The 25,990-nt window shown below is 41.3% G+C and carries 18 protein-coding genes, 2 tRNA genes, 3 rRNA genes and 4 pseudogenes; 11 read left to right on the top strand and 16 right to left on the bottom strand.

Features of this window, described 5'->3' with window-relative positions; translation table 11 throughout:
- Positions 1-219: 219 nt before the first annotated feature.
- The 4 genes from CPG39_RS06870 to rfbD all read left to right on the top strand — a co-directional run bounded on the left by CPG39_RS06870 (position 220) and on the right by rfbD (position 4,567).
- Positions 220-1,188, top strand: a complete 969-nt coding sequence (locus tag CPG39_RS06870; RefSeq protein WP_096292645.1) for an acetyl-CoA carboxylase carboxyltransferase subunit alpha — start codon at positions 220-222, stop codon at positions 1,186-1,188.
- Complete coding sequence (tilS, locus tag CPG39_RS06875) at positions 1,157-2,509, top strand: tRNA lysidine(34) synthetase TilS (protein ID WP_096292646.1); 1,353 nt, start codon at positions 1,157-1,159, stop codon at positions 2,507-2,509. Before CPG39_RS06870 ends, tilS begins: the two co-directional genes overlap by 32 nt.
- 91 nt (positions 2,510-2,600) lie before the next feature.
- Positions 2,601-3,656 carry a dTDP-glucose 4,6-dehydratase gene (rfbB, locus tag CPG39_RS06880; RefSeq protein ID WP_096292647.1) on the top strand — a complete coding sequence of 352 codons (1,056 nt, stop codon included), beginning with the start codon at positions 2,601-2,603 and terminating at the stop codon, positions 3,654-3,656.
- Positions 3,656-4,567, top strand: coding sequence for a dTDP-4-dehydrorhamnose reductase (rfbD, locus tag CPG39_RS06885; RefSeq protein WP_096292648.1), 912 nt, complete (start codon positions 3,656-3,658; stop codon positions 4,565-4,567). Before rfbB ends, rfbD begins: the two co-directional genes overlap by 1 nt.
- 159 nt (positions 4,568-4,726) lie before the next feature.
- Here rfbD and CPG39_RS06890 read toward each other — a convergent pair.
- From CPG39_RS06890 to prfB, 10 genes and pseudogenes are all read right to left on the bottom strand, one after another.
- A pseudogene (locus CPG39_RS06890) lies at positions 4,727-5,010 on the bottom strand (ATP-binding protein); the annotation flags it as partial.
- A pseudogene (locus CPG39_RS06895) lies at positions 4,950-5,939 on the bottom strand (Mu transposase domain-containing protein). The pseudogenes CPG39_RS06895 and CPG39_RS06890, both read right to left, overlap by 61 nt.
- Before the next feature lie 309 nt (positions 5,940-6,248).
- Positions 6,249-7,189, bottom strand: a pseudogene (locus tag CPG39_RS06900) (IS5 family transposase).
- A gap of 87 nt (positions 7,190-7,276) precedes the next feature.
- The gene (locus CPG39_RS06905) at positions 7,277-8,221 is read right to left on the bottom strand and encodes a S49 family peptidase (protein ID WP_096294270.1); all 945 of its coding nucleotides are present in this window, start codon (positions 8,219-8,221) and stop codon (positions 7,277-7,279) included.
- A 229-nt stretch (positions 8,222-8,450) separates the two neighbouring features.
- Positions 8,451-8,563 (bottom strand): 5S ribosomal RNA (gene rrf / locus CPG39_RS06910).
- A 106-nt stretch (positions 8,564-8,669) separates the two neighbouring features.
- Positions 8,670-11,598 (bottom strand): 23S ribosomal RNA (locus tag CPG39_RS06915).
- Positions 11,599-11,838: 240 nt separating this feature from the next.
- Positions 11,839-11,914 (bottom strand) — tRNA-Ala (locus tag CPG39_RS06920).
- Positions 11,915-11,924: 10 nt separating this feature from the next.
- Positions 11,925-12,001 (bottom strand) — tRNA-Ile (locus CPG39_RS06925).
- 120 nt (positions 12,002-12,121) lie between these two features.
- Positions 12,122-13,659, bottom strand: a 16S ribosomal RNA gene (locus CPG39_RS06930).
- The 16S, 23S and 5S rRNA genes sit together here with 2 tRNA genes alongside, the layout of an rRNA operon.
- 337 nt (positions 13,660-13,996) lie before the next feature.
- Positions 13,997-15,104 (bottom strand): peptide chain release factor 2 gene (prfB, locus tag CPG39_RS06935; protein WP_096292649.1). Its coding sequence is split into 2 segments (ribosomal slippage): positions 13,997-15,022 and positions 15,024-15,104, totalling 1,107 coding nucleotides; the frame shifts between segments, so codons are not numbered across the junction.
- Positions 15,105-15,319: 215 nt separating this feature from the next.
- Here prfB and ispD point away from each other — a divergent pair.
- From ispD to CPG39_RS06965, 6 genes are all read left to right on the top strand, one after another.
- Positions 15,320-16,024, top strand: coding sequence for a 2-C-methyl-D-erythritol 4-phosphate cytidylyltransferase (gene ispD / locus CPG39_RS06940; RefSeq protein ID WP_096294271.1), 705 nt, complete (start codon positions 15,320-15,322; stop codon positions 16,022-16,024).
- A 5-nt stretch (positions 16,025-16,029) separates the two neighbouring features.
- On the top strand, positions 16,030-16,515 hold the full coding sequence (gene ispF / locus CPG39_RS06945; protein WP_096294272.1) for a 2-C-methyl-D-erythritol 2,4-cyclodiphosphate synthase: 486 nt from the start codon (positions 16,030-16,032) through the stop codon (positions 16,513-16,515).
- Positions 16,512-17,060: an RNA 2',3'-cyclic phosphodiesterase gene (gene thpR, locus CPG39_RS06950; protein ID WP_096292650.1), complete on the top strand. Its 549-nt coding sequence runs from the start codon at positions 16,512-16,514 to the stop codon at positions 17,058-17,060. Before ispF ends, thpR begins: the two co-directional genes overlap by 4 nt.
- A gap of 81 nt (positions 17,061-17,141) precedes the next feature.
- Complete coding sequence (tsaB, locus tag CPG39_RS06955) at positions 17,142-17,816, top strand: tRNA (adenosine(37)-N6)-threonylcarbamoyltransferase complex dimerization subunit type 1 TsaB (RefSeq protein WP_096292651.1); 675 nt, start codon at positions 17,142-17,144, stop codon at positions 17,814-17,816.
- Entirely contained in the window at positions 17,800-18,270 is a 471-nt protein-coding gene (rimI, locus tag CPG39_RS06960) for a ribosomal protein S18-alanine N-acetyltransferase (protein WP_096292652.1), read from the top strand. The genes tsaB and rimI overlap by 17 nt, the downstream gene beginning before the upstream one ends.
- Complete coding sequence (locus CPG39_RS06965; protein WP_096292653.1) at positions 18,267-19,022, top strand: uracil-DNA glycosylase; 756 nt, start codon at positions 18,267-18,269, stop codon at positions 19,020-19,022. The genes rimI and CPG39_RS06965 overlap by 4 nt, the downstream gene beginning before the upstream one ends.
- A gap of 16 nt (positions 19,023-19,038) precedes the next feature.
- Here CPG39_RS06965 and lplT read toward each other — a convergent pair whose 3' ends face one another.
- Positions 19,039-20,313 carry a lysophospholipid transporter LplT gene (gene lplT / locus CPG39_RS06970; protein WP_096292654.1) on the bottom strand — a complete coding sequence of 425 codons (1,275 nt, stop codon included), beginning with the start codon at positions 20,311-20,313 and terminating at the stop codon, positions 19,039-19,041.
- Between the two features lie 213 nt (positions 20,314-20,526).
- On the opposite strand from lplT, the gene alr reads away from it, so the two are divergent.
- On the top strand, positions 20,527-21,609 hold the full coding sequence (alr, locus tag CPG39_RS06975; RefSeq protein ID WP_096292655.1) for an alanine racemase: 1,083 nt from the start codon (positions 20,527-20,529) through the stop codon (positions 21,607-21,609).
- Positions 21,610-21,639: 30 nt separating this feature from the next.
- On the opposite strand, the gene CPG39_RS06980 is transcribed toward alr, so the two are convergent.
- From CPG39_RS06980 to CPG39_RS07000, 5 genes and pseudogenes are all read right to left on the bottom strand, one after another.
- The gene (locus CPG39_RS06980; RefSeq protein WP_013646765.1) at positions 21,640-22,434 is read right to left on the bottom strand and encodes a peptidylprolyl isomerase; all 795 of its coding nucleotides are present in this window, start codon (positions 22,432-22,434) and stop codon (positions 21,640-21,642) included.
- Between the two features lie 154 nt (positions 22,435-22,588).
- Positions 22,589-22,891 carry a YciI family protein gene (locus CPG39_RS06985; protein ID WP_096294273.1) on the bottom strand — a complete coding sequence of 101 codons (303 nt, stop codon included), beginning with the start codon at positions 22,889-22,891 and terminating at the stop codon, positions 22,589-22,591.
- Positions 22,891-23,496, bottom strand: a pseudogene (locus tag CPG39_RS06990) (septation protein A). The gene CPG39_RS06985 and the pseudogene CPG39_RS06990 overlap by 1 nt, the downstream one beginning before the upstream one ends.
- Positions 23,497-23,576: 80 nt before the next feature.
- A complete protein-coding gene (locus tag CPG39_RS06995; protein ID WP_096292656.1) occupies positions 23,577-24,731 on the bottom strand; it encodes an NAD(P)/FAD-dependent oxidoreductase in 1,155 nt (384 codons plus the stop codon).
- Positions 24,732-25,096: 365 nt separating this feature from the next.
- Positions 25,097-25,861: a VacJ family lipoprotein gene (locus CPG39_RS07000; protein ID WP_096292657.1), complete on the bottom strand. Its 765-nt coding sequence runs from the start codon at positions 25,859-25,861 to the stop codon at positions 25,097-25,099.
- Positions 25,862-25,990: the final 129 nt, after the last annotated feature.

A 25,990-nucleotide genomic window follows, 5' to 3' on the forward strand; every position in this document is an offset into this window, starting at 1 on the left:
GAAAATGCAATTTATTAATTCATCCTAGCACCATTGCCGCTTTAATCATTCCCGGAAAATCGTAAGCCTATTAACAATTCAAACAAATACTCATCAGTTCATTTGGTTTACTGAAATTTGATCTATTGGTTGGCACTAAGTTTCAGACATACTCCGCACCCTGCAGATTCCTCTACAAATCCTGTATCATCACGGTTTTAAGATTATATCTCAGCCTACATGAAAATAACTTTTCTGGAATTTGAGCAAAGTATTGCTGAATTTGAATCAAAAATTGAGGAATTACGTTTTGCACAAGATGATTCTGCACTGGATATTTCAGCAGAAATCACTCGTTTACAAGCTAAAAGCCAATCTCTCACAAAGAATGTTTATGCAAAACTGACTCCCTGGCAAATCTCACAAGTGGCTCGACATCCGCAACGTCCGTATACACTTGATTATATCGAACACCTATTTACTGATTTCGAAGAATTACACGGTGATCGTAACTTTTCCGATGATCATGCAATCGTGGCCGGTCTGGCTCGTTTTAACGGGCAAGCTATCATGGTTATCGGACATCAGAAAGGACGCGACACGAGGGAAAAAATTTACCGAAATTTTGGCATGCCCAAACCGGAAGGGTATCGTAAAGCCTTGCGTTTAATGTACTTGGCAGAAAAATTTTCTATCCCGTTAATTACTTTTATTGATACTCCCGGAGCATATCCAGGAATCGATGCGGAAGAACGAGGGCAATCAGAGGCCATTGGCAAGAATCTCTATGTCATGGCGCAACTCAAAATTCCCATTATTTGCGTAATTATTGGGGAAGGGGGTTCAGGGGGAGCCTTAGCAGTAGCAGTAGGTGATGTAATTCATATGTTGCAATATTCCACTTACTCGGTCATATCTCCAGAAGGTTGCGCATCAATTTTGTGGAAAAGTGCGGACAAAGCACCAGAAGCAGCTGAGATTATGGGTATCACTGCTGATCGGCTAAAATCGTTTAATTTAGTGGATAGTGTAATTAATGAACCTGTAGGTGGTGCTCACCGTGATTATCCGGCAACTATGCAGGCTGTAAAAAATGTTTTACAGGAATCCCTACGTAAACTCCAGGATCACTCTATCGAAACACTCTTAGAAAAGCGTCTGGAGCGGCTTATGGCCTATGGTTCATTCAAGGAAGTTAAAGTCGATTAATTTTCTGTGTAATGTTCGGAATACATTACTCGCTCACATCAAGCCGGGTGACCACTTAGCTGTCGCTCTGAGTGGTGGTGTTGATTCAGTTGTTTTGTTGCATGCACTCGCCACTCTTTCTAGAGAAATGCATCTAACGCTATCCGCAGTACACATTAACCACGGAATAAGTAGCAATGCAACGCTCTGGAGTAAGTTTTGTTGTCATTTATGTCATTCTTACGGTATCTCTATTTATATTGCTTATTTAAAAATCAAGAAAGAAACTGGTGAAAGTCTTGAAGCAAAAGCTCGAGAAGAACGATATCGCGTATTTAGTCAAATACACGCAAATTATGTGGTATTAGCGCAACATTTAGATGATCAAGCAGAAACATTGTTATTACAATTACTTCGTGGCGCTGGCATAAAAGGGTTATGTGGCATGCCTCCAGTCAGAAAACTATCGTCTCCAGCTATACCGCAAATATTACGCCCCTTACTAGAAATTTCTCGCGATGAAATAGAAAGTTATGGACGATTAAACAAATTGAACTGGATCGAGGACGAAAGTAATGACAGCATTATTTTCAATAGAAATTTTCTCCGTCACGAAATTTTACCGATATTAAAAAAACGCTATCCTAATTATCCCAAAACATTGCTACGCACCAGTCGCCATTTCTCAGAAGCTTCATCGCTACTGGATGAATTAGCTGCGATGGATAATGAAAATTGTATGGTTTCAGGAAAAATCCAAATTAGCAACATACGTATGCTTAGCTTTGCTCGCGCTAAGAATCTGCTCCGTTACAATCTGGCACAACGGGATATAACACTTCCAAGCACAGTAAAATTAGAAACCATTCTGCACCAGATTATGTCGGCAGGACCAGATAGCCACCCTTGCATCAGTTTCGGGAATACTGAAATTCGCTGTCACAAAGGCTCAATTTATATCTTATCCAGTAAAGCCTCTCTTTCAAGTTCTGCACGTTATATATGGAATGGAGAAAGCCATTTAGTACTGGATCATTTTAACGGTACTATCTGCTTCACAAACGTAAAAAGCCAGGGTATCAGTCGAAAGAAAATATCGACTGAATTGATTACCGTTCGCTCACGTAAGGGTGGCGAACGTTTTATGCCAACCTGTAATCGTCCACGAAGAAGCTTGAAAAATTTGCTGCAAGAAGCATCAATTCCACCCTGGGAACGTAACACAATACCTTTAATATTTTGTGGAGAAAAACTGATATGGGTTCCTGGTATCGGCATTGATTGTGAATTTCAAGTAAAATCGGATGAGTTCGGAATCTTACCTATATGGCATCCTATGTAACAAACAACAAGAAATTATGTGCTTTGAATTACGGGTTTCCGTATTACAAGGATTGTCGTTCCGGATTACTTATTCTTTATAGGAAAGCAAAATGATTTTTGTCACCGGAGGCGCAGGGTTTATTGGAAGTAATTTTGTTTTAGATTGGTTAACCCAATCTGATGAAAAAGTGGTAAATCTTGATAAATTGACTTATGCTGGAAATCTAAAAAATTTACTGTCGGTAGCTAAAAATCCACGACATATCTTTATACAAGGAGATATTGCTGACACACAGCTTATCGATCGAATATTAACGCAGTACCAGCCACGCGCAATTATTAACTTAGCTGCAGAAAGCCACGTCGACCGTTCAATTCATGGCCCCGAAGATTTTATTCAAACCAATATCTTAGGAACATTTCGCTTATTGGAATCTGTTCGAACTTATTGGAATAATCTTTCAGTCGCCACAAAACAGAATTTCCGCTTTCTTCATGTTTCAACCGATGAAGTTTATGGTTCATTAGCATCCAACGAGCCTGCATTCACAGAGAGTCATAGATATCAGCCCAATAGCCCTTATTCAGCCAGCAAAGCTTCCAGCGATCATTTAGTACGCGCGTTCTATCATACTTATGGTTTACCCGTACTTACCACAAATTGTTCAAACAATTACGGTCCCTTTCAATTTCCGGAAAAATTGATACCACTAGTCATTGTTAATGCTCTGGCGCAAAAACCCTTGCCTATATATGGAGATGGCTTGCAAATTCGTGATTGGCTTTTTGTTTTGGATCATTGCAGCGCCATTCGCCGTATCCTAGAAGCAGGCACTCCAGGAGAAACTTATAATATCGGAGGCTGGAACGAAAAACCAAATATTGAAATCGTAAAAACGATATGTACGATACTTGAAGAAATTTATCCAAAAGTAGTTTTTCATAATCTGATTACTTACGTCAAAGATCGCCCCGGTCATGATCGGCGTTACGCTATTAATGCCATTAAGATCGAAAAAGAATTAAGCTGGAAACCGGCAGAAACATTTGAAACCGGAATTCGTAAAACCATTCACTGGTATCTTAATAATCAAGAATGGATAGCAGATATCCAGACCGGAACATACCGTGAGTGGATAAAAAAAAATTATAACGAGTCAAGATAATGAGAATCTTACTTTTAGGCAAGAATGGACAGTTAGGATGGGAACTACAACGAAGTCTAGCACCTTTAGGAGAACTTATTTCTTTAGATTCAACAAGTAGGGAATTGTGCGGTGATCTTTCTAATTTTAAGGGAATCAAACAAACAATTCAAAAGACTGCGCCTAATATCATTGTTAATGCCGCAGCTTATACCGCCGTTGATAAAGCAGAAAATGAACCAGAATTAACACAAATTCTTAACGCAGAAGCGCCTAAGATATTGGCGCAAGGGGCAAAAGAACAAAATGCGAGGTTAGTTCATTATTCAACGGATTATGTTTTCAATGGTAATAGCAGTCAACCTTATGTTGAAACTGATACTGCTGATCCTCTAAATTATTATGGCAAAACAAAACTGGAAGGTGATGAAAATATAATGACATCAGGTTGCTCGCATTTGATATTCCGTACTAGCTGGATTTATGCAACTTTGGGAAGAAATTTCATCAAAACGATTCTTTGCTTGGCACAAAATCGGGATAAGTTAACCGTTGTGAATGATCAGATAGGTTCTCCAACAAGCGCAGAATTAATCGCTGATATCACAGCGTATACGCTATTTACAGTAAAGTATAAACCCGAGATCTCCGGATTGTTTAACCTAACAGCAAAGGGTTATACATCCTGGTACGAGTTCGCTAAATTTATTCTGGAACATGTTGAGAAAAGAAATCTCCCACTTAAAATTCACTCGACTTACATAGATCCCATTTCAAGTGTTGAGTTTCCTTTACCAGCTAAACGACCTCTTAATTCATGCTTGAATACAAACAAATTGGAAAACACATTTCAATTAAGTTTGCCAGCTTGGCAAGTTGGCGTGTCCCGTATATTAACGGAGATATTGTGTAAAAGAACTTTAATTGAATAAACAAGCCACTATAATGTTGATACCGGTTTAAAATTGACCACCCATTACAGTAGAAAAATGGCCAAAGGGAAACAGAGCGGAGAATAGTAAGCATCTGTAGATAAGTGAACCGGATTGAGTTGGTTTTACCTCCTGTTGAGGTTTTAGTTTAATTGTAATTTACTGCAAATCAGTCAGATTTTCTTCTGATGAGCATTTTTCTTTTTCTTGTTGCTGTATTCTGATCTCCGCACTGGCAGCGCTTTGTTTGTACCGGAGAAAGACTCATTACCAGTTTCAATAATGTGGCAATGGTGTGTGAATCGATCCAGAAGCGCGGTGGTCATTTTGGCATCGATAAAAACGTTACTCCATTCTGCGAATGCGAGGCTGGTGGTAATGATTATGCTGGTGCGTTCATACAGTCTGGAGAGTAAGTGAAACAATAAAGCACCTCCGGCTTGTTCAAGCAGTCATAGCGCGCTGTATCGACCTGCAGTTCTTCATTAAGTTTAAGCGTCGTTTCGACTGGTGCCGGCATGTCAGTTTGCTTCAGGCGTGCCAATACATTGGAGACATGCTCGGTACTGGGCACACCGCGGATTCCAACACCATCTCAACAACGGTGACCAGCACCGCTTCCAGCCCCTGCGTTGGCACCAGACTGAGTCCTTTTGCCATGATTCGATCAGCCTGCTGGGTTCTCTGCGCCGCAGCGCTGTCAGCAACTGCAGCAAAAGAATATGGGTAACTCGGCAAATGGGGCGCCGTTACGCAAGGCACCCAGCTTGTTCTCAATGACCAGAATATAAATGTTGCCAGTCATAACTGACTTAGTCGCCATCCAGCAGACGGATATGATAGGCTGTTATAAACGATTTCGATACGGTCGGCATACTGATGAACGGCTACCATCTGGTTAGCCAGACGACAAGGTACGGAATAACGGTTGCGCTGCAATGTAACCAGACACGTGCTGAATAATACGCGCATAATCCGGATCAAACAGGTAATGCGCCGTCATCGCAAAGAAACGCGTATTTACTACACTTACTCTGTCCGTCTTGATTACGCCACTTACGGATAAAATCGCAAACAATGCTATAATCACCTGTATAGCCTTCGTTCAATATTTTTTTGAACAACGTCGACACCGCTGTGCGCCGATCCTTCTTCGGACGACGTGCATCTGCTTCTAGCGCCAACAGCAACTTGGATTCAAATAGTGTTAGCTTGCCGGCTTCTTCGCTCTCTGATATTTAACCACGCTGTCGTTTGGCGCTTTCAATCACTTCTTTATCGTATTCCGTAACAGACTCGTACAGCGCCAAATCTCATTAATTGACAAATGTTCGCGGTAATACATCCACCGTATCTTTGCATACATAACCATGGTAATCACCTCTTAAATTCTCTCGCCTAAAATTTTGGCAAGATACATAAGTTACCTGGTCAATTTTCAATCGGTACAACTAGGCTTCTAGTATCAAGTTTCATTCGGTGTCACCAACGCTAAGGAGGTATGGGACGATAAAATCACTGCTTTGAATAACTGAATTTGATCTAACAGACACATCGTCAGATCGGGCCTGAATTACTACAAATAAATTCTATTTTTTGTGGCTACTGACATTTCTGTGATCATTTTGTGCACTTATGGGTGCACCTCGCCTGCATATGCCAACAGGAAGCTGCGTGCCACCTACAGATGGGACACAACAAACAAAGCGTCATCACAGTATGCCATGTTTCTGGCCAAGCTACGAAAACGCCTCTTGATATAGCCCAACTGACGTTTAATCACCCGGAAGGAATGTTCAACCCTGGTGCGCACCCTAGCCTTAGCACGTTCAATTCCACGTAGGAGCTTATACAAAAAGTTTTGTTCCTCAAGCTTCTATAAGCAGTCACGGCGTGTAGCAATCTGCCACATTACCTTGCGACCAACATGCTCAGCGCGCTTCTCAATACCCGTATAACCAACAGCACTAACGGTGCTTTCCTCGCCATGCAGCAGCTTGTCGGCTTGGGTGACGTCGGCCACATTGACTGCCGTGTCTGCGACACTGTGCACCAAGCCTAATTCACCGTCGACACCAATGTTCGCTTTCATGCCCAAGTGGTACTACTTACTCTTTCTGGTCTGGCGCATTTCCAGGTCACGTTTGCCGTCCTTGTTCTTGGTAGAGAGTCAGGTGTATGGATCAAGATGGCATCAACGATGCTGCCCCACGTAGTAACAAGCCGATATTTCCCAGATAACTATTGATGACAACCAGAATTTTCGCTGCCAGCTTATGTTGCTCCAGCAGCTGGCGAAGTTTAAAATGGTGGTTTCATCTGGAATCCGACTTACATCAAGACCGCAAGACCGGTAAACTGGCTCAGGATCATGGTTTCGTACAGCGCTTCCTACATCACCGGATCACAGTACCAAACCCATTCTGCATCAGATGCACCTACAACATAATCTGCAATGGATAAGCAGGACGGCCACTTTCTCCACGCGGGTAATGCGATTCAATCAACCCTATCAAGCTCTTTTAGGGCACAACCTGTTCCACCTTGTTCAGGAACAATTCCTTACAGGTCTGCTTGTGTTTGTTCGAGTATTTTGCATCAAGCAAAGGCTATCTTTTTCAATAACAGGCTCAGAGAGTGTAGATACGTCACTTTTGACAGATTAGGAATCTAACTAGGGGTTTTCAAAGCTTTCTTAAGAATCGTGTTTTACCTGATAGTCCACCCAGCGTCAAATATAAAATTTGAAATGATTTGGCTAAAACGCTTAGAGAATACATCTGACAATCCCTCGCGAGGTGTGAAATCGGTAAGCGTTTCAGCTTTAATGATTTCACGGGCAACATACTCCGCATTACCTATAGCGTCAGTAAGTCCCAAATCAATACTTTTCTGACCGGTCCAGATAATTCCACTAAATATATCTGGATCATTCTTCAGGCGCTCTCCTCTTCCTTGCTTAACAACCTGGATAAACTGCTCATGCACTTCGCGTAATAATTTTGTAGCATGATCTATTTGAACAGGATCCAATGGTGAAAAAGGATCTAAAAAACTTTTATTTTCGCCAGCAGTTAACAAACGCCTTTCAATACCAAGCTTCTCCAAAGTACCTGTAAAACCAAAACTATCCATCAATACACCAATAGATCCGATCAAACTTGCTTTATCTACATATATTTTATCAGCTGCAACTGCTATATAGTATCCGCCAGATGCGCATATATCTCCGACAATCGCGTAAAGAGGAATATCTGGATATTTAGCACGCAAACGGCGTATCTCATCGTTAATATATCCTGCTTGAACTGGACTTCCTCCGGGACTATTTATTCGTAAAATAACACCCTTAGTGTTTTTATCTTGAAATGCGGATCGTAAGCTACTGTTTATCTTATCAGCACTGTTCATACTATCAGCGGAAATCGTTCCTCTTAAATCTATCAGTGCAGTATGTTTGTCTGTTAATCTAACTTTACCATCATCAATCCAACCTAATGCAAAAAATAATAGAATAAAAAGATAGAGAAATGTAACTAGCTTAAAAAATATCCCCCATCTACGGGCACGCCTCTGTTCATTTAAAGAAGCTAGAGCGAGATTTTCGAGTAAACTTCTTTCCCAATCGTCTCTCTTAAAATCGGATTCTTTCATAATCATTCTACCTGTAAAAACAGAAGTTAAGGACTCCTACTATGATAAAGAAAACTAATTCGAAATAAGGAATTATTAGTATTCTGAATAAAAGAAATTGGAATAATTTAATTTTTCATATTCCAAATTTAATCTCTTGTCGCTTGCAGCAGAATATCAATTTTCTTCTTTTATCGATGAAATGAAAAAACCCATCACAAATTAATATGATGGGTCTTTACTACTGAGTGCCTGGCGGTAACCTACTTTCACATGCGAATACACACTATCATCGGCGCAGCTTCGTTTCACAGTTCTGTTCGGGATGGGAAGAAGTGGGTCCAAAGTGCTATGACCGCCAAGCGTAACTTATTAATTAAATGAAAATAATATCATTTAATTTCGGAAAAGCAAATAAGGTTAGAACAATTCATAAAATTTTATTTTAATTATTAAATATTATAGTTATAGGATCAAGCCTCACGGTCAATTAGTATCGGTTAGCTTAACATATTACTATGCTTACACATCCGACCTATCAACGTCGTAGTCTTCGACGAACCTTTAGGAGGATTAAATCCTCGGGAAATCTTATCTTAAGGAGAGTTTCCCGCTTAGATGCTTTCAGCGGTTATCTCTTCCGCACATAGCTACCCGGCGATACGACTGGCGTCATAACCGGTACACCAGAGGTGCGTCCACTCCGGTCCTCTCGTACTAGGAGCAGGTCCTCTCAAATTTCCAGCGCCCACGGCAGATAGGGACCAAACTGTCTCACGACGTTTTAAACCCAGCTCACGTACCACTTTAAATGGCGAACAGCCATACCCTTGGGACCGGCTACAGCCCCAGGATGTGATGAGCCGACATCGAGGTGCCAAACTCCCCCGTCGATATGAACTCTTGGGAGGAATCAGCCTGTTATCCCCGGCGTACCTTTTATCCGTTGAGCGATGGCCCTTCCATACAGAACCACCGGATCACTATGACCTGCTTTCGCACCTGCTCGACTTGTCAGTCTCGCAGTCAAGCACGCTTTTGCCATTGCACTATCAGCACGATTTCCGACCGTACCTAGCGTACCTTCGTACTCCTCCGTTACAATTTGGGAGGAGACCGCCCCAGTCAAACTGCCTACCATACACGGTCCCCAATCCAGATAATGGATCTAGGTTAGAATCTCAACAACACCAGGGTGGTATTTCAACGATGACTCCATGAATTCTAGCGAACTCACTTCAAAGTCTCCCACCTATCCTACACAAATGTTATCAAAATCCAATGTAAAGCTACAGTAAAGGTGCACGGGGTCTTTCCGTCTAGCCGCGGGGAGATTGCATCTTCACAAACATTTCAACTTCGCTGAGTCTCAGGAGGAGACAGTGTGGCCATCGTTACGCCATTCGTGCAGGTCGGAACTTACCCGACAAGGAATTTCGCTACCTTAGGACCGTTATAGTTACGGCCGCCGTTTACCGGGGCTTCAATCAAGAGCTTGCACCCCATCATTTAACCTTCCGGCACCGGGCAGGCGTCACACTCTATACGTCCACTTTCGTGTTTGCAGAGTGCTATGTTTTTATTAAACAGTCGCAGCCACCAGTTTATTGCAACCTTATTCTGCTTCATGCGTAAAGCATTACACATACTAAAGGCACACCTTCTCCCGAAGTTACGGTGTCATTTTGCCGAGTTCCTTCTCCTGAGTTCTCTCAAGCGCCTTAGAATTCTCATCCTACCCACCTGTGTCGGTTTGCGGTACGGTCCTCATTCAACTGAAGCTTAGTGGCTTTTCCTGGAAGCATGGTATTACTCACTTGGCACCTCTAAAAGTGTTTCGTTATCACGTCTCAATTAAACTGCCCGGATTTACCAAAGCAATACATCTACACGCTTGAACCGGGACATCCAACACCCGGCTGAGCTAACCTTCTCCGTCCCCACATCGCATTGAACAAAGGTACTGGAATATTAACCAGTTTCCCATCAGCTACGCATTTCTGCCTTACCTTAGGGGCCGACTTACCCTGCGTCGATTAACGTTGCACAGGAAACCTTGGGTTTTCGGCGAGGAAGCCTTTCACTTCCTTTATCGCTACTCATGTCAGCATTCGCACTTCCGATACCTCCAACAACCTTTACAAGTTATCTTCACAGGCTTACGGAACGCTCTCCTACCATTTACATAAATGTAAATCCCTAGCTTCGGTGCACAGTTTTAGCCCCGTTACATCTTCCGCGCAGGACGACTCGATCAGTGAGCTATTACGCTTTCTTTAAAGGGTGGCTGCTTCTAAGCCAACCTCCTGACTGTTTATGCCTTCCCACTTCGTTTCCCACTTAACTGTGTCTTTGGGACCTTAGCTGAGGGTCTGGGTTGTTTCCCTTTCGACACCGGACGTTAGCACCCGATGTCTGTCTCCCATGATTACACTCTTTGGTATTCGGAGTTTGCAATGGTTTGGTAAGTCTCAATGACCCCCTAGCCATAACAGTGCTCTACCCCCAAAGGTGATACATGAGGCACTACCTAAATAGTTTTCGGAGAGAACCAGCTATTTCCAGATTTGTTTAGCCTTTCACCCCTACCCACAGCTCATCCCCTAATTTTTCAACATTAGTGGGTTCGGACCTCCACGAAGTGTTACCTTCGCTTCATCCTGGCCATGAGTAGATCATCTGGTTTCGGGTCTACACCCAGCAACTAATCGCCCTATTAAGACTCGCTTTCGCTACGCTTCCCCTATTCGGTTAAGCTTGCTACTGAATGTAAGTCGCTGACCCATTATACAAAAGGTACGCAGTCACTCTTTCGAGCTCCTACTGTTTGTATGCATGCGGTTTCAGGATCTATTTCACTCCCCTTCCGGGGTTCTTTTCGCCTTTCCCTCACGGTACTGGTTCACTATCGGTCGATTACGAGTATTTAGCCTTAGAGGATGGTCCCCCCATCTTCAAACAGGATTTCACGTGTCCCGCTCTACTTATTTCAATTTTAGTTCCACATCTAAACTTTCATCTACAGGGCTATCACCTGCTATGGCTTAACTTTCCAGAAAATTCGATTAGTCTAAGATGTTAAATATTGAAGGCTGATCCCATTTCGCTCGCCACTACTTTGGGAATCTCGGTTGATTTCTTTTCCTCTGGTTACTTAGATGTTTCAGTTCTCCAGGTTTGCCACACTTAACCTATATATTCAGTCAAGGTTGATCCTTGCTTAATTTGCTCTCATACAAAAAAATCAAAAGCCCATTAAACAAGAATCGGGTTTCCCCATTCGGACATCTTCGGATCAAAGTTTGTTTGCCAACTCCCCGAAGCTTTTCGCAGGCTTCCACGTCCTTCATCGCCTGTAATCGCCAAGGCATCCACCACATGCACTTATTCACTTGATCCTATAACTTTAATAACTTAATGTCATAAAAATTACAATTATTGATGATTTTAAATTCACATCAATACAATAAATTCATAAGATACAATCTAACCCTACATTTTATTTGCAATAAAAATATTACCTTAATATACAAACAAAATATTTTACTTTTCCAATTTTTTAAAGAACAAAATTACATATATTTTATATGCATTACTAATATCCAGACAAAAGCTCACCTCATCATCAACTTTAGAAGTGGTGGAGGTGAACGGGATCGAACCGATGACCCCCTGCTTGCAAAGCAGGTGCTCTCCCAGCTGAGCTACACCCCCTTCATTCTGTTGGTGGGTCTGGGTGGACTTGAACCACCGACCCCACGCTTATCAAGCGTGTGCTCTAACCAACTGAGCTACAGACCCCAAATCGAGTCTAAGCATCATTTATCTTCTGATAAACTTACTTCACAAAAAGCTTGCCAGATCTTAGCTTTGCCTATTAAAACAATCGATAAGTGTGGACACTTAAATAAAGCTCTCTTGAAAGGAGGTGATCCAGCCGCAGGTTCCCCTACGGCTACCTTGTTACGACTTCACCCCAGTCATGAACCTCACCGTGGCAAGCGCCCTCCTTACGGTTAGACTACCTGCTTCTGGTGAAACCCACTCCCATGGTGTGACGGGCGGTGTGTACAAGACCCGGGAACGTATTCACCGCGACATGCTGATCCGCGATTACTAGCGATTCCGACTTCACGGAGTCGAGTTGCAGACTCCGATCCGGACTACGACGCGCTTTTTGAGATTAGCTCCCTCTCACGAGTTGGCAACCCTCTGTACGCGCCATTGTATTACGTGTGAAGCCCTACCCATAAGGGCCATGAGGACTTGACGTCATCCCCACCTTCCTCCGGTTTATCACCGGCAGTCTCATTAAAGTGCCCAACCTAATGCTGGCAATTAATGACAAGGGTTGCGCTCGTTGCGGGACTTAACCCAACATCTCACGACACGAGCTGACGACAGCCATGCAGCACCTGTGTTCAGATTCTCTTTCGAGCACAAATTCATCTCTGAACTTTTTCTGACATGTCAAGGGTAGGTAAGGTTTTTCGCGTTGCATCGAATTAATCCACATAATCCACCGCTTGTGCGGGTCCCCGTCAATTCCTTTGAGTTTTAATCTTGCGACCGTACTCCCCAGGCGGTCAACTTCACGCGTTAGCTTCGTTACCAAGTCTAATAAGACCCAACAACTAGTTGACATAGTTTAGGGCGTGGACTACCAGGGTATCTAATCCTGTTTGCTCCCCACGCTTTCGTGCCTGAGTGTCAGTGTTAACCCAGGGGGCTGCCTTCGCCATCGATGTTCTTCCATATCTCTACGCATTTCACTGCTACACATGGAATTCCACCCCCCTCTGCCACACTCTAGTCTTGTAGTTTCAAACGCAATTCCCAGGTTAAGCCCGGGGATTTCACATCTGACTTACAAAACCACCTGCGCACCCTTTACGCCCAGTAATTCCGATTAACGCTCGCACCCTACGTATTACCGCGGCTGCTGGCACGTAGTTAGCCGGTGCTTCTTCTGTTGATACCGTCATGAATTCCAGATATTAGCCAGAATTTTTTCTTCTCAACTGAAAGAGCTTTACAACCCGAAGGCCTTCTTCACTCACGCGGCATTGCTGGATCAGGCTTGCGCCCATTGTCCAAAATTCCCCACTGCTGCCTCCCGTAGGAGTCTGGGCCGTGTCTCAGTCCCAGTGTGGCTGGTCGTCCTCTCAGACCAACTACTGATCGTTGCCTTGGTGAGCTATTACCTCACCAACTAGCTAATCAGACATCGGCCGCTCCAAAAGCATGAGGTCTTTCGATCCCCCACTTTCTTCCTTAGATATTATGCGGTATTAGCACATCTTTCGATGCGTTATCCCCCACTTAAGGACACGTTCCGATGTATTACTCACCCGTCCGCCACTCGCCACCAGATGCAAGCATCCGTGCTGCCGTTCGACTTGCATGTGTAAAGCATGCCGCCAGCGTTCAATCTGAGCCAGGATCAAACTCTTAAGTTCGATTCTGTTAACTCTTTCGCTTGACGTTTTGATAATTGATACAATTTTTAATTTATCAATACCTATTATTTCTTGCGAATAACTATTTTAGTTTCGAGGATTTTAACCTCTTAACTTTATTAAGTATCCACACTTATCGATTGTAATTTTTTAAAGAGCGCTGCTGCTTTACTTACTTATTAATGCTTGCTAAGCAGCAGAGAAGCGGAATTATACAGACTCTATAATACGGGTCAAGATATTTCTAACCTTATTTTTGTAAAAAAAGCAAAATAACCCAGCCATATTAAAAAACTCCCAAGAATACAATCGCCTCAGCTACTAATAAAAATCCAGCTCATTTGACTCCTTGTTTAAGACTGGCCTCAATGAAGCTATTCAAATCCCCATCTAATACATTTTGTGTGTTTCCAACTTCAACATTTGTACGTAAATCCTTTATCCGCGACTGATCCAATACGTACGATCGAATCTGATGCCCCCAGCCAATATCCGTTTTGTTTTCTTCTATGGCTTGTTTCTCCTCATTGCGCTTACGTAACTCAGCTTCAAATAACCTAGACTTCAACATTGTAAGCGCATCCGCCTTATTCCGATGTTGTGAACGGCCACTTTGGCACTGCACAACTATTCCAGTGGGATTATGTGTGATACGAATGGCGGAATCTGTTTTATTTATGTGCTGCCCCCCAGCCCCAGACGCTCGAAACGTATCAATCCTTAAATCTGCCGGATTGATTTCAATTTCTATACTATCATCAACTTCCGGATAAACGAAGACACTGGAAAATGAAGTATGACGGCGATTACCAGAATCAAAAGGCGATTTTCTAACCAGTCGATGTACACCGGTTTCTGTCCGCAAAAAACCATACGCATATTCACCAGAAATTTTTAAAGTAGCACTCTTGATACCGGCAATGTCACCTGGTGACTCTTCCAAAATTTCAACATCAAAACCTTGTCTTTCACAATACCGCAGATACATACGCTCAAGCATGGCGGCCCAGTCCTGCGCTTCGGTTCCTCCAGAACCTGACTGTATATCCACAAAACAATTATTTGAATCCATTGGACCGGAAAACATACGCCGGAATTCCAAGTTTGCTATAGCTTTTTCAATATTTTCGGCATCAAACGAAATACTGACAAGCGCTGCCTCATCCGCTTCATCTTTAGCTATTTGAAATAATTCCTTAGCATCACCAAGCTGCTTTTCCATAGATACTAACGTGACAACAGTATCTTCCAGCGATTTTTTTTCACGACCTATTTCTTGAGTACGTTTACTGTCGCTCCAAACTGTTGAGTCCTCAAGTAATCGTGTTAATTCATTCAGTCGAGTTTGTTTGGAATCAAAGTCAAAGAAACCTCCGTAACTCACTGGCCCGACTATCAAGATCCTGAAGGCGATTTGAAATTGCATTAATTTGTTCAGCTTCCATAAACTCCACCTAGAATTAAATTTAGTAATTATAACCACTACTGAACAAAAAGCTCACTTACCTTCCTTAAACGCAAACAGCCACAATAAGTATTTATACTGAATAAATAAATGCACACACCAATAACCTCAGACAAAAAACACACAAAAAATTATAATTACTGCAATAATTTTACCAAACTTGCTTCACCAATCAGTTTTCTAACAACAATCATAATGACAAAGTTTTTTACTTTAATTCCAGCTGCAGGTTCAGGATCTCGCATGGATAGCGAACTCCCCAAGCAATATTTATTTTTGGATGGTAAGCCTTTGATTTATCATTCAATAAATACACTTTACCATAATAAGCTGATTACAACCATATTTGTCGTGCTTGCTCCCGACGATTGCAACTGGATCAAACATGACTGGTCAGAGTTTTCTGACAAATTGATCGTACTTAACTGTGGCGGTGCAACACGAGCTGAAAGTGTGCTAAATGGACTCGCTATAGCAAAGCAAAAAAATTGGGTTGATGCCAATGATTGGATTCTTGTACATGATGCTGCCAGACCCTGCTTAACTGCGGCTCAACTGGACAAATTAATTAGTGAATTAACTCACGATGAAGTAGGTGGATTACTAGCAGTACCCGTTTCTGATACTTTAAAACGTAGCAATATCGATAATCTCGTGATGCGCACCGAACCCAGAGAAAATTTATGGCAAGCACAAACACCGCAGATGTTTCGCTATAAATTACTTATCAAAGCACTACAGAATGCTAAGAAACTCCCCATTACTGATGATGCAAGTGCAATCGAAACACTAGGACTCCATCCCAAACTTATACTGAGCGATACTTACAATTTTAAGGTCACTTACCCGAAAGACTTGGCATTAGCAGAATTAATTATCCATCAAAGGAACAATTCGTGAATACAATGAGAGTAGGTCAAGGTTTTGATGTACACCAACTGGTCGAAGGACGTCAGTTGATTATTGGTGGCGTAACAATCCCTCATGATAAGGGATTATCGGGTCACTCTGATGCAGATGTATTACTACATGCTATTTGCGATGCTCTTCTCGGTGCCGCAGCATTAGGAGATATTGGAAAACATTTTTCTGATTCCGATCCTCAGTATAAAAATATCGATAGCCGATTATTATTACGTAATGTACATCGCTTATTGGAAAATTCTCAGTATAAAATCATTAATATTGATGCAACTATTATTGCTCAAACTCCGAAAATGGCACCACATATCCCGGCCATGATTAGCAATATTGCACAAGATCTAGAAACCCAAGCCAGTAATATCAATATTAAGGCGAAAACTGCTGAACGTTTGGGCGCAATTGGCCGTGAAGAAGGTATCGTAGCCGAAGTCGTATGCTTAATTGATCATACGGGAAAGAAATTTTGATCAAGAGTAAAAAAATAGAAAGAAAATCAATCCGAGTGTTTTTTGCGATTTTTCCTAACAAACAGGTACAAAAACAATTGATATACCATAGTGAAATGCTTGAATCCATTTATGGTGGTCATAAAATTAAAATGCAGCATCTTCATATGACATTGCTATTCTTGGGGAATATCAGTATCCACCAGATTCAAACACTACAACAAATCGCAAAAATGATATCAGCAAAAAAATTTGAGCTTAAATTAGACATAATCGGTTATTGGAAGCACAACCATATCATTTACATTAAAGCAAAAGAATTTCCTACAGAGCTCTTTTCTCTTACTGATTCGTTAAAGATTGCGCTATCAGAAAATGGTTTCGTATTTGACAATCGTGCCTATAAGCCACACATTACTATACTCCGAAAAACCATTTACCATCATATTAACATTAACATGATTAAACCTATTCAATGGTGTGTCAATCAATGGTTCCTCATACAATCACAACCAACACACTACGGGATAGAATATATTCCGCTCAATCATTGGTACTTAGAATAAGCAGATCTCTTAAATAAAAATCCCCTGATATTTTCTCATAATCAAATCAATTTCCTCGGATACTTCAACTTTACAATCTCCATGAAAATTCTCGCTTTTGAAACCTCCACTGAATTTTGTTCCGTTGCGCTTCAACTGGAAGGGGTAGCAATCGAGAAAGAAGCTCATGCAGGACAACGCCACTCAGAAATTCTTTTATTTATGATTCATGAAATGCTGGAGAAAGCAAAATTGACATTGCAGCAAATGGATAGCATTGCCTTTGGCGCTGGCCCGGGATCTTTTACCGGTTTACGTATCGCTTGCGGAGTCGCACAAGGCCTAGCTTATGCCACTGGCATCCCCGTTATAGGAATCAGCACCCTGGAGGCCATAGCGCAAAAAATAGACAAACAGAAAGTTATAGTGGCCCTTGATGCTCGTATGGGCGAGATTTATCATGCTACCTATCAGAAGGTGACAAACCATAGATGGGAAACTATTAGTCCACCCATTCTTTGTTTACCACAACAAGCCCCGACTTTATCTGACACTGATTCTAATTGGCATGGCTGCGGTAGCGGATTCGATGTTTATCACGAAGAATTATCATCACGCTACTGTGAAAATCTTCAACAAATTCACTGCAATCTTCACCCGCATGCTAAAGAAATCGCCCAGCTTGCACTACTTCGCCCGAGGATCGACCCAGCCAATGCAACACCAGTATACTTACGAAACAAAGTAGCACTAAAAGAAAATGAACGACAGTTATGACACATCACAGCGAATTGCTGAGATCAGAAAGATGCACTATTCGGATATAGATCGCATTATTCTCGTCGAACGTGAAATTTTTCTTTTTCCATGGTCACCCGGAAATTTTGCAGATTCCATTAAAGCAGGCTATGTATGTCAGGTACTCGAGCAAGATAATACACTCACGGGATATGGAATCATGATGGTGAGCCCTGAAGAAGCTCATATACTGACACTTGGTATTGCGACATATTGGCAAAAGAAAGGTTTAGGTAAAAAATTACTTCAATATTTCATTGAGTATGCTAAAAAGCGAGAAGTAAAATCAATATTTCTTGATGTGCGTGAATCCAATCATGGTGCTGCACAGCTCTACAAACGAATGGGCTTTCATCAAATTGCCACACGAAAAGGTTACTACCCAGCCATGTGTGGTCGCGAAGATGCTCTAGTTATGCAGTTGGAATTATGAATAATAGGCGCAGACAAATACTTAAGGAATTAAATCTATTACCGACATGGTACTTTAGATCGGATACTTTCCGTATAAATCAATCATCTCTTCCAGAATTCCCTAAAAATGAAGATACTATATCTTCGTTTACGTTTAAAGAGAATCTTGAGCAATCCAAGGAAATTGATCAATTGAAACTAGCAGTGTCACATTGCACTGCTTGCTCCTTAAGCAAGACTCGCACTCACACTGTATTTGGTACTGGCGATAAAAACGCAGACTGGTTATTTGTTGGCGAAGGACCTGGAGCAAGAGAAGATGAAACAGGTGAACCATTTGTAGGACAAGCTGGGAAATTGTTAGATCAGATGTTGTCAGCAATTCAATTAAACCGCAGGCATATGATTTATATTACTAATATCGTCAAATGCCGCCCCCCGAATAATAGAAACCCTAGTACATACGAAGCTGCGCAGTGCGAGCCTTTCCTAACCCAACAAATTGCATTGATCAAACCCAAGATTATTATTGCATTAGGCAAAGTAGCCGCACAGAACCTACTTAAGTGTGACAATAGCATTTCCAGTTTACGCGGAAAAATACATGATTATTCGGGAATACCATTGATTGTTACCTATCATCCCGCCTATTTATTGCGTTCTCTTCCAGAAAAAGCCAAAGCCTGGAGAGATTTATGCTTCGCCCGATCAGTTATGGGATCATTGCTTCAGAATCTATCTCCATTTGATAATACCTCACACTCAACCTAACTAACTGAGAAGTAAATTAACGCCCTTTTCTTGCGCCGATCAAATGCAATGAATCTTCCTTACTTTGATTTGATAAGTGCCATTTTCTAACCAATGTCATCATGACAGAAACAAATAATCCGAAAACTGCAATGACTGTATAGATATGCACTTCGAATAGAATTAATAAAGCATAGAATGACAACATCACCAAAATACTCAAATTCTCATTAAAATTCTGCACTGCAATAGAATGTCCTGCACCCATCAGAATATGTCCACGATGTTGTAACAAAGCATTCATCGGTACCACAAAAAAACCCGCAAGCCCACCAATCAACATCAACAAAATAATAGCTATCCACAAATCAGTTACTAAAATCATAGCCATCACAACAATACCCATTGCAATACCTAGTGGAATAACCGTTACCGATTGCCGCAAAGAAATCCAACGAGCTGCCATAATAGCACCTGCAGCGATACCTAAAGCCACCACACCTTGCAGTTGTGCCGCTTGATTGAGGGGATAATCCATTGCCACTTCGGCCCATTTCAATACGATAAACTGGAGTGTGGCACCAGCCCCCCAAAACAAAGTGGTCACCGCAAGGGATATTTGTCCAAGTTTGTCTGACCATAGTAATTTAACGCAGTGACTGAATTCATGCACTAGAAAAAAAAGATTTCTCTTAGGAATGCGATGATCGACACCTGTATTGGGAATATACAAATTAAATAATGCCGCAATGGAATAGATGATAGCTATTAAAAAGATCCCACTTTCCAGTGCATTATCTATCCCTGTTTCTATAAACGGAAAATCAAATTCCAACAAGGCATTCGCCACCGATGGAGTAATTAATACCCCCCCCAACACTGTTCCTAATACAATAGATGCTACCGTTAATCCTTCAATCCATCCGTTTGCAATCACCAATTTTTCAGGTGGCAATAATTCTGTCAAAATGCCATATTTAGCGGGCGAGTAAGCTGCCGCACCTAATCCTACAACTGCATACGCGACTAATGCAAAATATTGATGCATAGCAACAAATAATAGCCCACAACCAGTAATTTTGATGGTATTACTAATAAACATGACTCGCCCTTTGGGCATAGAATCAGCAAACGCCCCAACAAATGGAGCAAGAATGACATAAAACAATACAAAAACAAACTTCAACAAGGGCGTTAAGTAAGCGGGAGCATGTAAATCGATCAACAAAGCAATTGCTACAACTAGCAGCGCATTATCTGCGAGTGAGGAAAAGAATTGCGCTGCCATAATTGTATAAAACCCGCGTTTCAAACTTATTTCCCGTAATGTTGATTCTTTGCCAGTAATAATTGGTTAAATTTCTTTAAGGCTATTTATAAAAAACTTTAGCTCATTCTTTACCGATAACTTCAATGAAGTTTATGAGATTAGCATATTATGCAAATTACCGAATCACCAACGTTTGAAAATATATTCAGTGCACCGGAAGAATCTCATCACTATCTATTATTATCATAAAATTTGATGTCACGCCCTATTCAAGCAATCATTGATCATTCTGCCTTAACACATAATCTGACTATAGTCCGTCAATACGCACCCAGCGCACGCATATTGGCAGTCCTCAAAGCAAATGCATACGGCCATGGATTACTTCATACTGCAAACGCTCTTAAGAATGTCGATGGATTTGCACTCCTGGAATTAGATGCCGCTATAACTTTACGCACTGCAGGTTACCAGCAACCAATTTTACTTTTGGAAGGTTTTTTTTCTACGAAGGAAATAGCTTTAATTGAGCAATATCAATTGAGCACCGTCATTCATCACACTGAGCAAGTGTCCATGCTATCTGATTTCAAGAATCACAAAATGGACATCTTCATAAAAGTCAATACCGGCATGAATCGACTTGGATTATCTCCCAAACAATTACCACAAGTCATTAAAGAATTAACAAACAATCAACATGTAAAAAATATTACCCTCATGACACATTTTGCCAGTGCTGATGATCCTTCCGAAAAAGCAAGTGTTCTTCGTCAGCTTCGATGCTTCGAAACAATCACCGAAACATATAATTATCCCTGTTCTCTTGCAAACTCAGCAGCTATCGTTAATTATCCTGAAACCCACAGTGATTGGGTTCGCCCTGGAATCATGTTATACGGCGCTTCACCTTTTCCTGATAAAACTGCAGCAGATCTTAATCTTCTACCAGTCATGACACTATCGAGTAAAATTATTGCAATACATGATTTAGAAACCGGTGATAAAGTCGGTTACCATGGACTGTTCAAAGCTGATGATCGAATGCGCATTGGAATTGTTGCGTGCGGTTATGCTGATGGCTATCCACGTCACGCACCCACTGGCACACCGATATTGGTTAATAATCAACGTAGTCGATTACTAGGCCGGATATCCATGGATATGCTGGCTATAGATCTTACTGGAGTTAAAAATACTAAACTAGGAGACCCTATTGTTCTTTGGGGTAAAGGTATGCCTGTCGAAGAAATAGCTGCGTACGCCGGGACTTCCAGTTATCAGCTACTTTGCGGACTCTCTGCACGGGTAGATAGGAAATTTCTTAAGTCGTTTTAATTCCCAACCTACCCGGACATCGAAGAAAAGTTATTCCACTTTTGCTTTACTGCGTAAATCTTGCACTACTGTAGCAAATTCGCGCTGCAATACGCGCTGCTGTATATTTTGTTTTACTTCTTCAAACGGAGGAACTTCCATTGGCCGTATATCCATCAGTTGAATTACGTGCCACCCAAATGAAGTCTGTACCGGTTGCTCCGTCATTCCACCTTTCGACAATTTCACCAGCGCCTCAGAAAACGGTCTGACATAAGCAGCTGGCGGACTCCAATTTAATTCTCCGCCATTTTCCTTACTCCCGTCATCGATAGATTTTTCTTCAGCAATTTTGGCAAAATTACCGCCTTTTTTGAGACTAGCAATAATATCTCGCGCTTCATTTTCATTTTCTACAAGAATATGGCGAGCTTTATATTCTTTATCCCCCATCTGCACTCTTAGAACATCGTATTCCTTGCGTAAGGTATCATCACTGACCTGATTATGTTTTATATAATCAGCTTGAAATGCTCTCACCAAAACTGCTTGGCGCGCTATCTCAAGTTGCGCAATAACTTCCGGATCTTGATCAAGCCGCTTTTTAGTCGCTTCTTGTGCGAGAATCTCTTCCGCAATCAGATTCTCACGCAAAGCCTTTCTCATCTCCGGACCATCTTGCTGTCCCTGCGCTACATTCGCTTTCACCATTAATTCCAAGCGAGATTGTGGAATTGCCACACCATTTACTTTAGCCACCACTCCTGATGACTGAGCTTGAACCGAGAATGCAATCAAGCCCCAAACACTAATTATCATCACTTGTGAAAATTTCTTTAAATCCATGGAATTTCCTTTTTACGATTAGGATAAAATTTATATTCAGCAGAATATAGCCTCAGCTTGGAGTATACGCCTTTACATGTAAGACGTGAACTCTATAGTCTGCATTTCTAGCGAAATGCACTTGATATTATAGAGAAAAATATACCCTAAGTTTTTACTCAGGTAAAACTTTTTTAAAAGGTTTTATTGTCACACTTTGATAAACGCCTGCACTAACATAAGGGTCTTCATTAGCCCAAGCCTGAGCTGCCTCCAGAGATTCAAATTCTGCCACTATCAAACTACCTAAGAAACCGAGTGGACCCGGATCTTGACTATCAATTGCAGGATATGGCCCCGCTAAAATTAGTCGACCGGCTTCCTGCAATACCCTGATTCTTTTTAAATGCTCTGATCGAACGGATAATCTTTTCTCTAAACTATTGGGCACATCTTCTGCGTTTATCGCATATAGCATCATTGTTTCTTTCCATTCTTATTGTCGATTTTTTCCATCAGATTGTCTTGTTCATTTACAGTCAGGATTCTTTCAGGTATTGGCTTCAAGTGTTTTCCCAATACCATAACTTGCAAAACTATAAACACAAGCATCATTCCCGCAGCACCGAATAGCTTAAATGTGACTCAGATATCTACTGAGAATCTAAAGGCAACATAGAGATTAACTCCTCCCATTAATAGAAAAAAAACTGTCCAACTTAGATTAAGTTTGCCCCATACAGCTGGAGGTAGAATCATCTGTTTTTTAAGTATTAATTCTATTATATTTTTTCTAAATACCAAGCTCGATACTAGTAAAACAGATGCGATCAACCAATATAGAACTGTCGGTTTCCATTTAATAAATGTTTCATCCTGAGCTAATAATGTAGCTCCACCCAGAATCACGATAATCGCCAGATTTATCCACATTAACTTTTCTATTTTCTGCTTTCGCATCCAAAGCCAGCCAATCTGTGCAATGGCCGCTACTATCGCAACAGCAGTGGCTATAAAAATATCATACAGCTTAAAAGTTAGAAAAAATAATATTACTGGAAAAATATCGAAGAAAAACTTCATGACGTCAAGTCAGCGCTATATCTATCATATTATCAATCATCTAACGCTTAGAATCACCAAAATTCAAATACTGCTCATTATCAACTCAATACCGCAGGTAACTGAGGTGTTAAGTTATTTTTTTCCTTGGTTGCTGTACCCAATAATGCATATCCAAGTATATTTCCTTCGTCATTTTGATAAAGTGCTCTAACACCATCTCCCTCTATTTCAACATTCCACTTACCTTTGATACCAAAATCCGGCGGTGAGACTATTGTTGGACAGGATGGAGTTTTTACAATCACCGGCATTGCCGGATAATGAAGCTGAGTGGGATTACCCGTAAGTGTCGCAGCTAAAGCTTTCGCAGCATGTGTAATAGGCATTACAAATGGCAGTACTTTTCCTTCAACTTCCGCACAATCGCCCAATGCATAAATATCGTCACAATAAGTCCGCAGCAAACGGTTCACGACGATACCACGATTAACCTGAATACCAGCTGCAACAGCAAGTTGCGTACGCGGATTTAATCCAACCGCTGACAATACGATATCAGACTCAATTGATTCGCCATTGGCTAATGTCAAACGAAACCTTTCCTGCTGTATTTGATCTATCGCCTGAGTTGTTGTGCTTAAATGAAAAAATACACCTGCCTCTTCCAGTTTCTTCTGTATAAATGCTCCCCCCTCTGGGGGCAACAAACGACCAAGCGGTCGCGCACCCATATCAATCACATCGACTTGATAGCCACTCGCTACCAAATCATTCGCAAATTCACAACCAATCAGACCTGCTCCTATGATACAAACTCTCGCCCGACCAACCAAAGCGCTCCGGAATTTCTTATAATCATCAAGATCATTGACAGTTAATATTCCCTCTACACCACTTCCTGATAATGGCAAGCGCACTTGGTCTGCACCCAGTGCTAAAACCAGCCGTCCGTAAATTATCTTTTCACCATCAGACAAAGTTATCGTATGCTTCTCTTGATCTATCAAAGTAACCCGGCAAAAGGGACGAATGGAAATCTTTAACTGCGATGCCATCTTAGCAGCATCTCCATTCAAAATAGAATCAGGATTTTTACCAGTTGATAGCGCATTCGATAACATAGGCTTGGAATAAAAGCCACCATGATCAGCAGAAAACATTTCAATCGGCAGCTCTGAATTAAGCTTGCGTATTTCGCGCGCCACGCCATAACCAGCCAAACCACTACCTACAATCACCACTGAATTTCTCATTGACTCATTTTCCTGTTATCTCAAAATACAACTGAATTACCACACTTTGAATATAAGCCCCTATTTGAAATATCTTCCCATCTAATCTGTTTTAATACCCCTGTCAGTATCCCCATGTGCTGCATCTCAGATCAACTCGCATATCACATTGTTAGTGTTTCTTTACCTAACTTTCATTATTAGCGATTAAAAAAAGCACATTGAACCTGGAAAAATTCCTTATCAATGTGCTTTTGGATATATTGACCGGCTATCAATAAATTACTTATTAGTTAAAACCATATCAAACTGTCGATATTATTTTATCAATTTCAAAAATTTAAGAAACCACACCAGCGTGACTAATCTGCCAGAAGCTTATCTTCTTATTTTTCTTCACTACTGTTATTCACCAAGCTAGTGCGCCTTTGTAAATATGCATCTCGCATGAATTCATATTTATCCAACGCAGCTTCTTCCAGGGTTTTCTCAATATCCAGTAGCTGCGCACGTGTATTTACAGCTCTCGCTGTTGCTACCGGAAAGCGCAAAGCAGCAGAATTAATATAGTCCACATTATGCATAAAAACCCCTGTTACTCCTTGTGTAACAGGATCCACAAAGAAACTGTCAACAGCAATACCAAAAGTATCACGAACCGAACTCGGTCCCAGGAAAGGAAGCACCACGTAAGGCCCGCTACCAACCCCATAGCGACCCAAGGTTTGACCGAAATCTTCATTCCGTTTGCTGAGATTAACATCACTGGCTGCACTAATATCGCTTGCAATATCTATCAAACCAAAAATACCAAAAGTGGTATTGATAAGTAGCCGTGCACTACTGGCAAGTGCACTCTCGTAATTTAATTGTAGAACAGAATTAGTCAGCACCACTACATCATTAAGGTTTGAAAAAAAATTCCCTACCATCAACTCAAGGGGATCAGGCATAATTTTTTTATAACCTTTAGCAACCGGTTCAAATACATTATTATCGACCATTTCATTAAAATCAAAAACTGCACGATTCATTGGTTCTAGAGGATCATAAGGCCCATCCTCGTTATTTAATTTTGTGGAAGCACAGCCGGTCAAAAATAGGCCAGTCAATAGAATAGCCACAACTTTGGAATGAATAATATTAATCATCTTGTTATTTTAGTAAAAAATTTTATCGATCTTGCCACATTTATAGAATACGTTCAATACGAATCTATCCAAAGCGATATATTTGTTCAGAATAGCCATGAACGAGCGCTACCTCACAAAATACAAAAA

The organism is Nitrosomonas ureae (genome assembly GCF_900206265.1).
Lineage (GTDB): Bacteria > Pseudomonadota > Gammaproteobacteria > Burkholderiales > Nitrosomonadaceae > Nitrosomonas > Nitrosomonas ureae_C.